At 37.1% G+C, this 13,419-nt stretch carries 13 protein-coding genes; 4 read left to right on the top strand and 9 right to left on the bottom strand.

Going from position 1 to position 13,419, the window contains the following annotated elements:
* Positions 1 to 154 precede the first annotated feature (154 nt).
* Positions 155 to 667, top strand: a complete 513-nt coding sequence (locus EDD58_RS10150) for a DinB family protein (RefSeq protein WP_131925222.1) — start codon at positions 155 to 157, stop codon at positions 665 to 667.
* 124 nt (positions 668 to 791) lie between these two features.
* On the opposite strand, the gene EDD58_RS10145 is transcribed toward EDD58_RS10150, so the two are convergent.
* A complete protein-coding gene (locus tag EDD58_RS10145) occupies positions 792 to 1,814 on the bottom strand; it encodes a YeiH family protein (RefSeq protein WP_424321665.1) in 1,023 nt (340 codons plus the stop codon).
* Between the two features lie 210 nt (positions 1,815 to 2,024).
* On the opposite strand from EDD58_RS10145, the gene EDD58_RS10140 reads away from it, so the two are divergent.
* Complete coding sequence (locus EDD58_RS10140) at positions 2,025 to 2,912, top strand: LysR family transcriptional regulator (RefSeq protein ID WP_131925218.1); 888 nt, start codon at positions 2,025 to 2,027, stop codon at positions 2,910 to 2,912.
* A gap of 102 nt (positions 2,913 to 3,014) precedes the next feature.
* On the opposite strand, the gene EDD58_RS10135 is transcribed toward EDD58_RS10140, so the two are convergent.
* Complete coding sequence (locus EDD58_RS10135; protein ID WP_131925216.1) at positions 3,015 to 3,881, bottom strand: LysR family transcriptional regulator; 867 nt, start codon at positions 3,879 to 3,881, stop codon at positions 3,015 to 3,017.
* Between the two features lie 114 nt (positions 3,882 to 3,995).
* Between EDD58_RS10135 and EDD58_RS10130 the strand changes: the two genes are divergently transcribed.
* Entirely contained in the window at positions 3,996 to 5,210 is a 1,215-nt protein-coding gene (locus EDD58_RS10130) for an MFS transporter (protein WP_131925214.1), read from the top strand.
* A gap of 371 nt (positions 5,211 to 5,581) precedes the next feature.
* Complete coding sequence (gene pheA, locus EDD58_RS10125; protein ID WP_131925212.1) at positions 5,582 to 6,418, top strand: prephenate dehydratase; 837 nt, start codon at positions 5,582 to 5,584, stop codon at positions 6,416 to 6,418.
* Positions 6,419 to 6,494: 76 nt separating this feature from the next.
* Here pheA and EDD58_RS10120 read toward each other — a convergent pair whose 3' ends face one another.
* The 7 genes from EDD58_RS10120 to EDD58_RS10090 all read right to left on the bottom strand — a co-directional run bounded on the left by EDD58_RS10120 (position 6,495) and on the right by EDD58_RS10090 (position 13,418).
* Positions 6,495 to 7,856, bottom strand: a complete 1,362-nt coding sequence (locus EDD58_RS10120; protein ID WP_131925210.1) for a DUF58 domain-containing protein — start codon at positions 7,854 to 7,856, stop codon at positions 6,495 to 6,497.
* Entirely contained in the window at positions 7,810 to 8,706 is an 897-nt protein-coding gene (locus tag EDD58_RS10115) for an AAA family ATPase (protein WP_131925399.1), read from the bottom strand. The genes EDD58_RS10120 and EDD58_RS10115 overlap by 47 nt, the downstream gene beginning before the upstream one ends.
* Before the next feature lie 8 nt (positions 8,707 to 8,714).
* Entirely contained in the window at positions 8,715 to 9,977 is a 1,263-nt protein-coding gene (locus tag EDD58_RS10110) for a DUF4350 domain-containing protein (protein ID WP_131925208.1), read from the bottom strand.
* Entirely contained in the window at positions 9,964 to 10,587 is a 624-nt protein-coding gene (locus tag EDD58_RS10105; protein WP_131925206.1) for a DUF4129 domain-containing protein, read from the bottom strand. Before EDD58_RS10105 ends, EDD58_RS10110 begins: the two co-directional genes overlap by 14 nt.
* Positions 10,584 to 11,486 carry a hypothetical protein gene (locus EDD58_RS10100; protein WP_131925204.1) on the bottom strand — a complete coding sequence of 301 codons (903 nt, stop codon included), beginning with the start codon at positions 11,484 to 11,486 and terminating at the stop codon, positions 10,584 to 10,586. Before EDD58_RS10100 ends, EDD58_RS10105 begins: the two co-directional genes overlap by 4 nt.
* A gap of 144 nt (positions 11,487 to 11,630) precedes the next feature.
* Positions 11,631 to 12,269, bottom strand: a complete 639-nt coding sequence (locus EDD58_RS10095) for an NUDIX hydrolase (protein WP_131925202.1) — start codon at positions 12,267 to 12,269, stop codon at positions 11,631 to 11,633.
* A gap of 81 nt (positions 12,270 to 12,350) precedes the next feature.
* Complete coding sequence (locus tag EDD58_RS10090; protein ID WP_131925200.1) at positions 12,351 to 13,418, bottom strand: M42 family metallopeptidase; 1,068 nt, start codon at positions 13,416 to 13,418, stop codon at positions 12,351 to 12,353.
* Position 13,419 lies beyond the last annotated feature (1 nt).

The raw sequence follows: 13,419 nt of genomic DNA, 5'->3' as shown, positions 1-13,419 counted from the left end.
CATTCTTCTCCTCCTTGCTTTCAGTAAAGTAATATCCTGCAAGCTCTTGTTGTTAGAATCAAGTCCTTGCTATAATATTTTTAATTAAACAAATAGGAAGTATATATTATCAAGCTTTAATTAATACAAGTGTGCGACTGAAGGGAGAAATCTCATGAATAAATTAGTCAATGACAATCTATATGAAACGAGAGATAACCTAGTAAAAGAGATTACTTTATTAAGTGATGATCAATTTAACACTAAGCCTGATGTGAGTACTTGGAGTATAGCACAGGTTTGCCATCACTTAGTTTTAGTGGAAGAGGCATCTATAAAGGCTATTGCATGGGGATTAAAAGAGATTGATAATACTCAAAAAGAACGTAAAAAAGTTCACTCTATATTGGATAGAACGAAAAAGATTAAAGCTCCAAAAATCGTTGAACCAGATGTAGAACCATTTAAAGTGCAGCATACAATTGATTTATTAAACGATTCAAGAAAGAAATTGATGACTTTTCTTAGTACTATCGATGATAAATCCATATTGGCGAAAAAATCAGTGAAGCATCCTGCTCTTGGTGAATTACCTCTTGATCAATGGATTGAACAAATATATTTGCATGAACAGCGACACATAGAGCAAATAAAGGAGATAAAATTACTTTTAGATATGAGGCATTAAACTTATGGTTATAATCGTATTCATGATTAAATTAGGGGTAATTAGAATATGGATGCGATAGTTAAACAAGCCAAACCAAAAAAGTCGGATTCCTAAGGGTACAGGAATCCGACTTTTTTGGTGGTCAAGAAAACGGGAATATCTTTAATAAAAAGTAGCCAAAGATCGAAAGTAAAATGGAACTAACCAAACCAACCATCATCATCTTTCCACCTACTCGACGAAACTCTTTAAAATCAACACCTAAACCTAAACCACCCATAGCCATGGCGATTAAGAAATAACCAAGGGAAATGATCATATCAGATATAAAAGTAGGGAAAGTAAACAAGGTATTTAAACCGCTCATTGCGAGGAAGCCAAAAATAAACCAAGGAATGGGTAACTTTCTCCATGAAAAAGGCTCCTGTTGATCTTGATCAAGCCATCGATTCATAAAGATTGCAATCAAAAGGACAACTGGAACCAATAAGGCCACACGAGTTAATTTAACAAGAACAGCTAAATCAGCAGCTTCCGTCCCAGCTGGGTCTACAGCTGCTATGACATGAGCAATCTCATGTAAGGTACCTCCTGTCCAAAAACCATATTCTTGTGCTGTCATCCCTATTCCTTGATAGAAAAGAGTATAGAGCAAAGTAAATAATGTACCTAAAACGGCTATAATAGCAACAGAAATCGCTGTTTGATTTTTCGAAGCCTTGATTTGAGGACTCACTGCTGCAATAGCTGCTGCACCACAAATCGCTGTCCCACATGCAGTTAATAACCCTAGTTTTTTATCTACACCCATTATTTTTGAGAAAAGCAAAACCACGGTCAAGGCAAATCCTAGATTTAATAATGCATAGGCAAACATAGCAGGACCCGCATGATATACATCTGCCAAATTTAAACGCATACCTAATAAAATGATACCAAATCTTAACAATCTTTTGGTAGAAAAAACAACCCCTGGCTGAACTTGTTCTGGTACTTTAAAAAGTCTTCCCCATAACATCCCAAGTAAAATAGCCATTACTAAAGGTCCCAACATCTTTAACATGGGGATCAAAGAAAGAGCTTTAGCTACACCTGCTAATACCAAAGTAATTCCAAGTCCCAATCCAAAACCTATTTTTCGATTTTGTAAATAAGTACTCATCAGCTTGACTCTCCCATCCTTTCTCTCTTGTTACTGGTATAAATTTTTTAGTAGTCAGTAGTCAATCTTTCGTGCAAGCAATCATATTCACCTCATAAATTATTCACATGAAATATTTTCAACTTCGAATATAATAGATACTTAATAATTAGTAAAATATATATAACTGATTACTACCATTAATTTTTCTAATGATAAACGGAGGACTTCTTAATGAATTACGACGCACTGCGTACTTTTGTAACCATCGTCGAAGAAAAAAACTTTACACGTGCAGCTGAAAAATTGTTAATCTCCCAGCCCAGTGTAAGCTTGCAAGTCAAACAGCTAGAAAACGAATTACAAACACGTCTTTTGGAACGCTCACCCAAACATCTCCAGGTCACACCCACAGGAGAAATCTTATACCAAAGAGCTAAGCAAATCTTAAAGCTGTATGAACAAGCAAAGAAAGAGATTGAAGAGTATCAGCAGACCCTTTCGGGATTGATTCGAATTGGCGCCAGTTACACCATTGGAGAGTATATCTTACCTACCCGCCTCCCAAGCTTTTATCAAAAACATCCTGAAATCGAAGCTGAAATAACGATTGGTAATACAGAACAGATTGTTCAAGGAGTGCGTACTTTTCATTTGGATTTAGGTTTTATTGAAGGGCATACGAATTATCAAGATTTGCAGATCCAACCGTTTATGAATGATGAAATGGTTCTTATTGTTTCTGCCAATCATCCAATCGCTCAATTAGAACAACCTCTCAAGATCGATGACTTACAAAACCAAACATGGATCTCTCGTGAATCTGGATCAGGAACTCGTGATTACATGGTTCATATGATTCGGACTTGGGGATTAAAAGTGAAAAACAAATGGGTCATTAGTAGTAATCACGGAGTAAAGGAAATGGTATTGCAAGGTTTAGGGATATCTATGCTCTCCCATTGGGTAGTTCGAAAGGAAGTAGAACAAGGGGATTTAGTCGTTTTAAAGATTAGTGGTCTGGATACTTTTAAACGCAGATTGTCTTATCTCTTACCTCTTCATTCCGAATCAAAGTTAAGAGATGTATTTATGAAACAAATCCATGGTTATACTTGGTAACCTTATTATCATACAAGCATACAGTTGCAGATTAAATAAAAGACTCTTGATTCAATGGATCTCTTTAATGAATCAAGAGTCTTTTATTTCCAACGCTTCAGATCATATCTCACTAGTATTTGGAACACTCATCATCTCAATAAACTTTTCTAATGCGGCCGAATGAAATACATCTTTCCTTGTAATAAAAAAAGTTGACACTGTTGAATAACTGGGTGGAAGAGACATTAAAATTAAGGAATGATCATGACCTTTCATAATTTCTTTCATAATTACAGCAATCCCCATACCCGCTTTCACACAACCAATCATGGCCTCAACTGTACTAAATTCCAGGATTCGTTTCGGATGTATTCCTTCCTCACGCATCCATTTTTCTAATATACTGCGAAAATAACAACCATGGCTAAATACTAGTAAATTCATTTCATTAATATCTTGAATACATGATAAAGGTTGATGGCAGACAAGAGTTAGTTCTTCCTTTTTGAATAGAGTAGCCGTTAAATCGGGGTGATGAATCTCTCCTGATATAAACGCGCCTTCAAGTTTTCGGTCCAATACAAGTCGAATGAGTTCATCTGTTTTATACGTTTCTAAGATCAACTCCACTTCAGGATATGTGGAATAGTAATTTGTGAGAATTGGAGGAAGACGAACAGCAGCTGTTGATTCTGTAGAACCAATTTTCAAAGTTCCCATTGGTTTCATAACATTTCTTTGAACTGATTTTATAGACTCCTCCATCAAAAATATAATCTGCCTAGCATATGTTAATAGAATTTCTCCATTCGTATTTAAAGTAACACCTTTTCCATTCCGATAAAATAAGGGAACTCCAATCTTTTCTTCTAGATGTTTGATTCGCATGGTTACATTTGACTGAACATAGTTTAGATTTCTGGCTGCACGTGAAATACTTCCCTCTTTGGCTACTTCTTTAAACACAATCAGATCTTTAATATCCAGTGAAACCCCTCCTCAATATATCATTTTATTTGATAATCTCTATCTTTATTAGTCATTTTATATGATATCTATGCTCATATAAAATGAAAATAAGGAGGAGGCGTTATAAAAATAATGCGAAAAGAAATGAGTTTGTCTAGTAACTCTTATAAATGGATGATTTTATTCCTAGCGACAGGAACACAAGCGAGTTCCACCCTTATTACCTATGGGGTTGGTCCTTTATCGTATTTTTGGAAGCAGGAATATAATCTTACTCAAATGGAAACGGGAATTTTATTATCTGCGGTGAGTATTGGACCGCTTTTTTTCATGTTATTTGTTGGGGGGCTTCTAGATCGATATAATGAACGGTTGTTGATTGGAGCTGGATCTATCTGTTTAGGTCTTTCCATCCTATCAGTAAATGTATCAGGAGGATTTATCGGGTTATTTTTCACTCTTTCACTGGCAGGGATTTTTTATAGTACCGCTCTGCCTGGTGGAAGCAAAGTAATTATGAAATGGTTTCCGGAAAATCTTCGAGGATTAGCGATAGGAATCCGACAAACAGGAATTCCCATCGGCGGTGCAGTAGCTGGAATGATCATTCCCATTGTATCGATGAAATATGGTTGGCCAACAGCAGTTTACATACTCTCAGCAATCTGTATCCTTGGTGGGCTATTATTTATTATTTTTTATAAAGAGCCTCCTTTTCATGAAGAGGTGTCTGTGACTAAATCACAAGTAAAAACCTTAAGAGAACAGATACAAGAAATTATAAAAAATAGAAATTTATACCCTGTTCTTTTAATCGGAATTTGTATGATGTCGCTCCAAATGGTGATTATTGGGCACTATACAGTTTTCCTTACTGACCGCCAATCACTATCTCCTTTATTAGCAGGGCAAATTTTTTCAGTTGTGCTATTTTCCGGGGTGTTGGGACGAATTATTCTGGCATTCATCAGTGACAATTTTTTAGAAGGGAACAGGAGAAAACCGCTTGCATTTTCTGCTCTAGCGGCTTTTGCTTCCGTATTCGTTTTAGCGATGGATCTACAAACTCTTCCACTTTGGTGCTTATTTTTACTGAGTAGTTGGATTGGCTTCTTCGGTATTGGATCATATAGCCTTTTCATCGTTGAAGTCGCCGAAGCGTCAGCTGATGATTCTGTTGGAGTAACGATTAGTTTTGCACTCACCTTAAATCAGTTGGCGTTTATTTTTGCACCGCCTATTTTTGGATTCATCGCCGACTTAAAGGGATATACTTGGGGCTGGTCGGGCTTGGCTATTATATTACTTTTATCAGGAATTGGATTGTGGAAAAATAAGAATGTCTAGATGAAAGTTTGAGAAGTCCCTATTGAAGCAAGTATTTTAACATTTCTTCAATAGCTATCCCCTATTTTCATTGTATGACACAACAAAGATTCATGCGACCAAAATAGCAGATCAATCCTTTATGTAAGAGGTTTGTAGATGAAACCTAGACAGTCTTTAATTAGATTTTAATACCTTCTGTATAATAAATGATAAGACGATGCTCATAGAATGAATAAGGGGGATCGTCTTATCGTTTTACTTACATTAATATATCAATTTGTAAAATAATATGCTTAAAGTAAAGGCGCGTTTCTACAATGAATGGGGACGCTTTTTTTCATTTATTCCATTAATTAATACTTAGTTGAAAGCAAAGGAGTGTTCTTTAAGTGAGAGTAGCTTATTTAGGTCCCCAGGGAAGTTTCTCGGAAGAAGCTGCATTTCAATATTTCTCCACCGATCATATTGATTGGTATATATGTGACACCATTATTGAAGTCCTCGAAGCTGTCAGTGAACTAAAAGCTGATCAGGGTTTTGTTCCAATTGAAAATTCGATTGAAGGCATGATCAATACAACTGCAGATGGATTACTAAGGAATAAATTATTTATAGAAGCTGAAGTGATTTTTCCAGTATCCATGAACCTTTTAGTAGTAGATGAAGGAATTCAATTAGATGAAATACGTGAAGTGTGGTCTATTTATCCTGTTCTTGCACAATGTAATGAATTCATAAGAAGTTTCAAATGGAAAAGTAGACAGTTTGATAGCTCTTCTTTAGCAGCTTTAGCTGTAAAAGAATATGGAAAAAGAGAAGTAGCAGCAATTGCCTCTGAATCTGCTGCTACATTATGTAGTTTACATATAGCAAAAAGAAATATTCAGGATCATAGTGAAAATCGTACGAGATTTTTTGTAGTTAGTAAAGACAACAATACCTTAAAACAACAGGAACAAAAAAATAATAAAACGATGATGCTAATCTCTTCGAGTGAAGATCATTCGGGAGTATTATCTTCAATTTTGAATGTATTTGCGGCTCTTTCAATAAATCTAACTTGGATTGAATCTCGTCCAACTAAGAAAAAATTAGGAACATATCACTTCTTCATAGAAATGGAAAGTAGATTACATGAAACCAAAACATATAAAGCGATTACGATCCTTGAAGCCTTTGGCTATGACGTTCATGTATTAGGAAGCTATCAAACCACTAATCTTTGAATACTCCCTAAAAAGCACTCAGTTGCTTTGATAAGCAATCTGAGTGCTTTTTCTTCCTAACTATACTATTTCCCAACTATCTCTCTAACCGAGCTCGTATTTCAAGGTAAGAGAGAATTACTGCACTAGCCAAATATTGTGGTTCTACATCGAGTGTGACCACTTTTTTGTGGTTCCATTGTTTAAGAACTTGTCTTCGTTCTTCTTGAAATTGGTCAATGACAAAATTCCGATAGATATCCTCTTCCATCTTCGGTGATGCGGCTCTTAGATCTTTGAGTCGTGGATCTTGCATAGAAACGGTTAAGATTAGATGTTTAGACATCACTCGCGAGATAAATGGAGACATGGTCTCCGAAAAAGCAATATTGGCTGCATCTGTGAATAGTGTAACTAGCGTTTTATTGCGATGAAACTTACGAATAAAATCCAGAGGGAGTAAATAATCCGATTCAACATAGCCAGCCTCTAAATCATAGCAAGCTTCAATGATCTTCTGAATGTGACTCATTCCTTGATCTAGGGGAACCCAACGAAGTATTCGATCTGAAAAGGCTAAAAAACTAACACGATCCCCTCGTTGTAATGCGATCGCTGCATAACCTAAAGCTGCTTCTAAGGATCGATCTAGTTGGGACTGGCCATCATTTTGAATCCCCATCAGTCGACCACAATCTAACAGGATCGCCACTTGCTGACCTGATTCCGGTTGATACACATTACTAACCAATTTACCTATCCGGGCAGTTCCCATCCAGTTGATATTACGGGGATCATCATCGGGAATATACTCCCGGATATGTGAAAACTCATGTCCTGCTCCAAACGTTTGGATTCGTGTCGTCTCATCAGCAAGGGTTTGTTTTCGGTAATATCCTTTCCTTACTTTCCGTAAACTTTCCAGACGAGGGTATACTTTTACTTCATCTGAAACCGAAAATGCCTCTTGCAGGATTATGAGTTTCCATGAACTTTCCATACGGATATGAATAGACTCAAAACGGTGTCTTCCTCGCCGATGTGGTCGAGCTTGATAAGAGACCGTTTGACTAGTTTCCCCTGACCATTTAATCGGGATCGTCCGTTGGCTCACTTGAAATCCGTGGGGATAATCATCTCTTAACCACATTTGTGTATAGGCTGGTTTATTTGTAGTTAGTGTGATATTTACTTGATTATCTTCTTTGATTTCAAAAAGCTCCTCTACACTTCTCGACGCCGAAAAATCAGGAAGCTTTCGCAATAGCCATAGATCAATAATCACTAACCCTACAAGTATTCCATTGAGTAAAAAGAAAAATAACCATCCCCATCCCCACCAAGCACTGATTGTTGTGGCAAAGACATTGAAGAGAACCAATATCATGAACCGTGAGGATGGAATGACTGCCTTACCGCGGAACAACGATCGTTTGAACAATCTCTTCCAAAATGTCATCCGCTTTCCATCCTTCCAATTCGCTATCTGGATGCATGATAATCCGGTGACGTAATGCTGGTTTAATGATTTCTTTAATATCATCTGGCGTTACAAATGCTCGACCATTCATAGCTGCTTCTACCTTGCTCAGAGAAAGAACACCTAAACCCGCACGTGGACTAGCTCCCAATGAAATTTTCGGATGTTTACGTGTAGCACGAATGATTTGTAGCAGATATTGTACGACAGATGGTTCAACCGTAACTTGCTCCAGCTCTTTTCTTATTTGAAGAACTTCATCAACAGAGATGAGAGGACGAAGTACTTGCTCTCTCCGCTGATTAAATTGGTGACTTGCTAGTAATTGACGCTCATGATCTTCATTCGGATAATCAACGATCAATTTTGCAGAAAAACGATCTAACTGTGCCTCAGGCAATACGTATGTTCCCTCATATTCTATTGGGTTTTGGGTCGCTACTACAAAAAACAGTGGTGGTAGAGAAAATGTTTCTCCATCGATCGTCACTTGTTTCTCTTCCATCGCTTCTAATAGAGCTGCCTGTGTTTTCGGTGGGGTCCGGTTGATCTCATCTGCTAGCAAAATATTAGTAAAGATTGGGCCCTTCCGAAATGAAAAACGCCCTGATTGAAGGTCAAATACCTTTGTACCTGTTACATCAGAAGGCATCAAGTCTGGGGTAAATTGAACCCGATTACTTGGCGTATCTATAATTTGTGATAAAGATCGAACTAACAAAGTTTTTCCTAGCCCTGGAACTCCTTCTAATAACACATGTCCTCCAACAAGAAGACTTGCCCAAAGAACACGAATGTTTTTCTCTTGTCCAATGACAGATTGACCCATTTGCTCAATCACTTGTTCAGTAACTGCTTGGATTCGATTGAGGTTGGTGGTGTAGCTTTCCACTGCTCCAGCTCCCTTCGCAAACTATCTATTTTTAGACTCCACTCCATAAAGGAATTTTGAGCAATCTTTTGTTTTGATTTTTTTAGTTGCGTTATGAAAAGAGTCATTTCTTTATATCTCTGACAGAATTCCGCCCCAAGCCCTTGTTCTAATTGTTGATGAAGTAGCTGAGGTGAAACGTCTTCTGGCAGATAGAAACTGAGTAAAATTTGTGATTGTAAACGTTCAAATTGACCGTATAGGATCTCATTTCTTAAGTTCATTCGTTGATACCATTTAGTCAAAGTTTCGATATATTCCAGTGCATTCCGTTGCTCCTTAACTTCTTCAAAACGAGGAGCCGCAAACCGTTTTCCTTTTGCATACAACAATAATACAAGCAGTATCAACAGTTCAATAAAAATGAGCCAAACATCTTGTTGTAACAAGTTAAAAATCGTAGGATCAGTCTCGTCTTTTGAAGAAACATCCAAAGATAGGGGCTGCTTTTTCTCTGGAGAAGCAACTAATTTTGGAGGCCATGAATGAATGGTTTCATCGAACCAAACCTTCCCCTCTCCTCCATCTACAAAAGCAAGTGGTAATAAAATATGATCATCGTGATCTATTTTTTTATTCGCTAACATCTCTGAGTCTGGAATAAAAACAATACTCCCTTTACCTACACTTCGACTGGCAACCAAAATCTCATCGTGTTGACTAACAATAATGGGTTTAATCTCTTTTGAGGGAGTAATACAATCATTCGACCATTTCATACTTTTAATCTCTTTCAACCAAGGATTATCTATCTTAGGGATGGTTTCGCGGAAGCTTATCAATGATTTACAAGAACTTGTATTAAATTGAAAGCTTTTCGCCCAGCTATTCTTTGGAGCATCCCATAAGACAATTTGGTTTCCTTTTTCCACCCAGTTCAATAGATGTTGCATTTGCTCTTGATTAGGAGGTTTCTCTTGTGGGTGAATCATCATCAGAGTGTCATTTGTACTCTTAGGAAGATTAGTATAATCTTGATTCCAAATACCCACCTGGTTATTTCTTTTTTGTAATAACAAGTATAGAGCTTTAACTCCTGTATTCTTAGGGCTCTCTACGGAATAAGGAAGCTTGCTAGGAACTGTAAACCATTGGGATAAAGCGAAAGCGATAATCCCACAAACGATCATTGCGGGGATGAACAAAATCCACGTTTTACTTCGCTTCATTTTGTTCCCCCTTTTCTATAAAGGATCCAACCTCTTGTTGATATTCTTGAAAATCATGTTCTGTAGCTTGTTTTTGACCATACCATACTTCATCGAATTGACTAGTTAGAGAACGGAAAGGCCCTGCTTGAATTGCCCATGTTTGTTGTATCTCTTTCCGATACTCCCCATTGGTTTTATCAATCTGCAAAATAATTTTTCGTTTATCCCCAGTAAAATGAAGTATATATTGAAATAGAAATCGAATGGCCATCCGATAGTTTCCTTCAGCAGCCATCTGCTTGGAACGCTCCCATCCATCATGAAAGCCCAGCTCAAAACCTTTAGATGCTGAACTTTTTCTTGTGGATGAGGACTTATTAAACAGACGCTGAACCCAGATAATCCGAACGACCCAAATAAAGAGAAGTAGAACAATGACGCCTATAAATATGTACACTCCCCAAATCATTTCTTCCGGCAGAGACAGATTCCAATCTGGAAATTTAAACGGACTTCTATCTAAATTCAGACTATCCGAGTTTGGGTTTTTCCTACCAAATTCAGGATCGGATAAAATTTCCGATAGCTGCTTTTTAGCTTGTTCTACATCGGCTGAGATGGGGATCACCTCCGATCAGGGACAATCTGTTTTAATTGAATTTGTATATCTAGGGCCTCTTTTCTAATCAGTTCATTAAAGTAAAAAATCGCAAAATAGATAGGGATTAATGGAATAATTGAAGCATCTACTAAAAATATGAGAATCGTGAAGATCATTTCCCAAATTAATGTAGTCGAAGCTCCAAATAGATCTGGAAGAAAAGTAATTACAACGTTAAGCGTCTTCACAATCATAGAAATAATCACTAAACCGAATATTCCACCAAACACCTTAAATGTAGAACCTTTCGTTAAAAACCAACTCTTTTTAAACACATCTTTCAACTGAGCATTTCCTGTTACTAGCAAAGGGATCACCAAGGAGAAGCGTATAAATAAAAGTAGCGCTGGACCAAAAAAGAAAAAGAGTGTGGTGTAAAGCCCTGTCCAAAAGGCAGCCTCTTGACTCAGAAAACTCTCAGCTTGAAAGATCAGGTACGAAGGTAACCCGATGATTGAGAAAAAGATAAAGAAAATAACTACCCAACCAATCAGAGCAATTCCATGAGCTAGAATTGCTTTTCCGCTGTGAGTCCAAATGTTTTTGATTGTTTGAGAAAAACTTTGCTCTGTGTCTTGGACTAAAATGATAGCAAGGATTTGTAATAAAGGATATAAGCTAATGAACCAAACTAATCCTTTAATCAAAAAGAACATTATTATTTTATTAACGGCATCACCATTTGGATTCGCTCCTCCTATATCAGGGTGAAACAAATCCCAACTCCACCATTCCAAGAAGATATTAAAGAAAAGGCTGATGGCTAATGAAAACAGCCAAATCATACCCAATCGTCTTTTTAAAAAACGGAATGTTCCATCTAATAGTTCACCGTATTTTAGAGGTTTTTTCCATAGAACATTCACTGCGTTGTCACCTCCTCTACTATAAGATGTAACAAAACTATTATAACTGAAATTAGAACTTTTTCGAGAAAAAACCGGATATCTTTCCGACTTTAGTGGGGTTTTTATGATTAACTGATCTAGGGATTAAGGCTCCATTAGTTATTATTGATTAGAATAAATTTCAAATCTCTTTCTAATCAATGCTAAAAGCCTTTCGTAGTAGGCATTCTCATGGGGTACAAAATTACTTTTGTTCACATTCATATTTAATACAACTTTATGTCCATCATAACTAACTTGAAACCCTTCCACTGTTATTTCTTCTACGTCTCCTAACCATAATTCACAAAATTCATCAAATGGTACTTTAAAAATCCCAGATACTTCTTCTCTCTGTAGCTTGTATTCATTCATCTTCTTATTACTTTCATATAAAAAAACATTACAAAATTCTCTATCAATAAAGTCTTTGCTAATTATACAATCCTTGATCACACCTAATGACACTAACTCATGATCAGATAGAGCTATACCTAGTTCTTCTTTAACCTCCCTGATCCCATCAGATACATTTTCATTAGCTAGAATATGTCCAGCCGCAGTAATATCTAAAAGGTTAGGGAAATCTTTTTTTGTTTCACTTCGAAGTTGAAAATAGATATAATTCATTCCCTCTTCTCTATTAATGAACCAACAATGAAAGGTTTCGTGCCAATGCCCGACTTGATGAGCTTTCTTGCGAGTGGCTACACCTACTTCATTTCTATACTCATCAAATATTTTAATGGCTTCACTTTCCATCACTAAGACCTCTTTTCACAAATGGAAAAAAAGAAAATAGGTGAACCTAATCAGAAAGGCTCACCTATTTTCTTTTTTTCTTTATCTTCCTAAAATGCTCTCATAAGCAGTATGGTCTAAACGCTTGAGAAGTGCAACAGCAAAAGCTTTCGTTGCTTCAATATCATCTTTATCCACGATCGAAGCGTGGGAGTGAATATAACGAGCACAGATCCCAATTGCCGCTGAAGGAACTCCTTCATTTATCGTGTGAACCCGACCCGCGTCTGTTCCTCCTTGAGATACAAAGAATTGATAAGGAATATTCTCTTGTTCAGCAACATCAATTAAAAATTCACGCATACTAGGTAAAGGAATCATTGAACGATCAAAAAGACGAATAACAACCCCTTTACCAATTTGACCAAAACTTTCTTTAACACCTGGAATATCACCCGCAGGTCCCGAATCGACAGCAAAGAAAACATCTGGATCGATCATTGTGGCTGCTGTTGCTGCTCCACGAAGGCCTACCTCTTCTTGTACAGTAGCTCCTGAGTATAAAATATTGGGATGGGAGACATCTTGTAACTCTTTGAGTAATTCAACCGCAATGCCGCAGCCAAAACGATTATCCCAAGCTTTACTCATGAGTCGATTTCCACCTTCCATCTCTACAAATGGACAGTGGGGAACAATCGAGTCACCAGGTCGTATTCCCCATTCTTTCACTTGTTCATCACTAGTAGCCCCAATATCAATAAACATTTGTGAGACATCGACAGGCTTTTTCCGCCGTTCATCACTTAAAATATGAGGAGGGATTGAGCCAATCACACCAGGAATCCATTTTCCTGAACTTGTAATAATGTCTACACGTTGCGCTAACAATACTTGACTCCACCAGCCGCCTAGAGTTTGAAATTTAAGAAACCCTTCACTTGTCACTTTGGTTACCATAAAGGCTACTTCATCCATATGACCTGCAACCAAGACTTTAGGTCCCTTTGCATCTCCTGTTTTGATCCCGAAAATTCCGCCTAGGCGATCTTGAACAATTTTTTCAGAGTATGGAGCTAAATAATTACGCATTAATTGACGAACTTCCTTTTCAAATCCAGGTGCTCCTGGAGTTTGCGTCAAGTCTTTATACATCTTCCAATCAATCATT

Source organism: Hazenella coriacea, assembly GCF_004341825.1.
GTDB lineage: Bacteria > Bacillota > Bacilli > Thermoactinomycetales > Thermoactinomycetaceae > Hazenella > Hazenella coriacea.
This window is presented reverse-complemented; position numbering and strand designations above follow the sequence as displayed.

What these genes read in the sequence shown, in the direction of transcription:
- EDD58_RS10150 (WP_131925222.1), top strand. Translation starts at nt 155, where the DNA reads ATGAATAAATTAGTCAATGACAATCTATATGAAACGAGAGATAACCTA.
- EDD58_RS10140 (WP_131925218.1), top strand. Translation starts at nt 2,025, where the DNA reads ATGAATTACGACGCACTGCGTACTTTTGTAACCATCGTCGAAGAAAAA.
- EDD58_RS10130 (WP_131925214.1), top strand. Translation starts at nt 3,996, where the DNA reads ATGCGAAAAGAAATGAGTTTGTCTAGTAACTCTTATAAATGGATGATT.
- EDD58_RS10120 (WP_131925210.1), bottom strand. Translation starts at nt 7,856, where the DNA reads ATGACATTTTGGAAGAGATTGTTCAAACGATCGTTGTTCCGCGGTAAG.
- EDD58_RS10115 (WP_131925399.1), bottom strand. Translation starts at nt 8,706, where the DNA reads ATGGGTCAATCTGTCATTGGACAAGAGAAAAACATTCGTGTTCTTTGG.
- EDD58_RS10110 (WP_131925208.1), bottom strand. Translation starts at nt 9,977, where the DNA reads ATGAAGCGAAGTAAAACGTGGATTTTGTTCATCCCCGCAATGATCGTT.
- EDD58_RS10095 (WP_131925202.1), bottom strand. Translation starts at nt 12,269, where the DNA reads ATGGAAAGTGAAGCCATTAAAATATTTGATGAGTATAGAAATGAAGTA.
- EDD58_RS10090 (WP_131925200.1), bottom strand. Translation starts at nt 13,418, where the DNA reads ATGATTGATTGGAAGATGTATAAAGACTTGACGCAAACTCCAGGAGCA.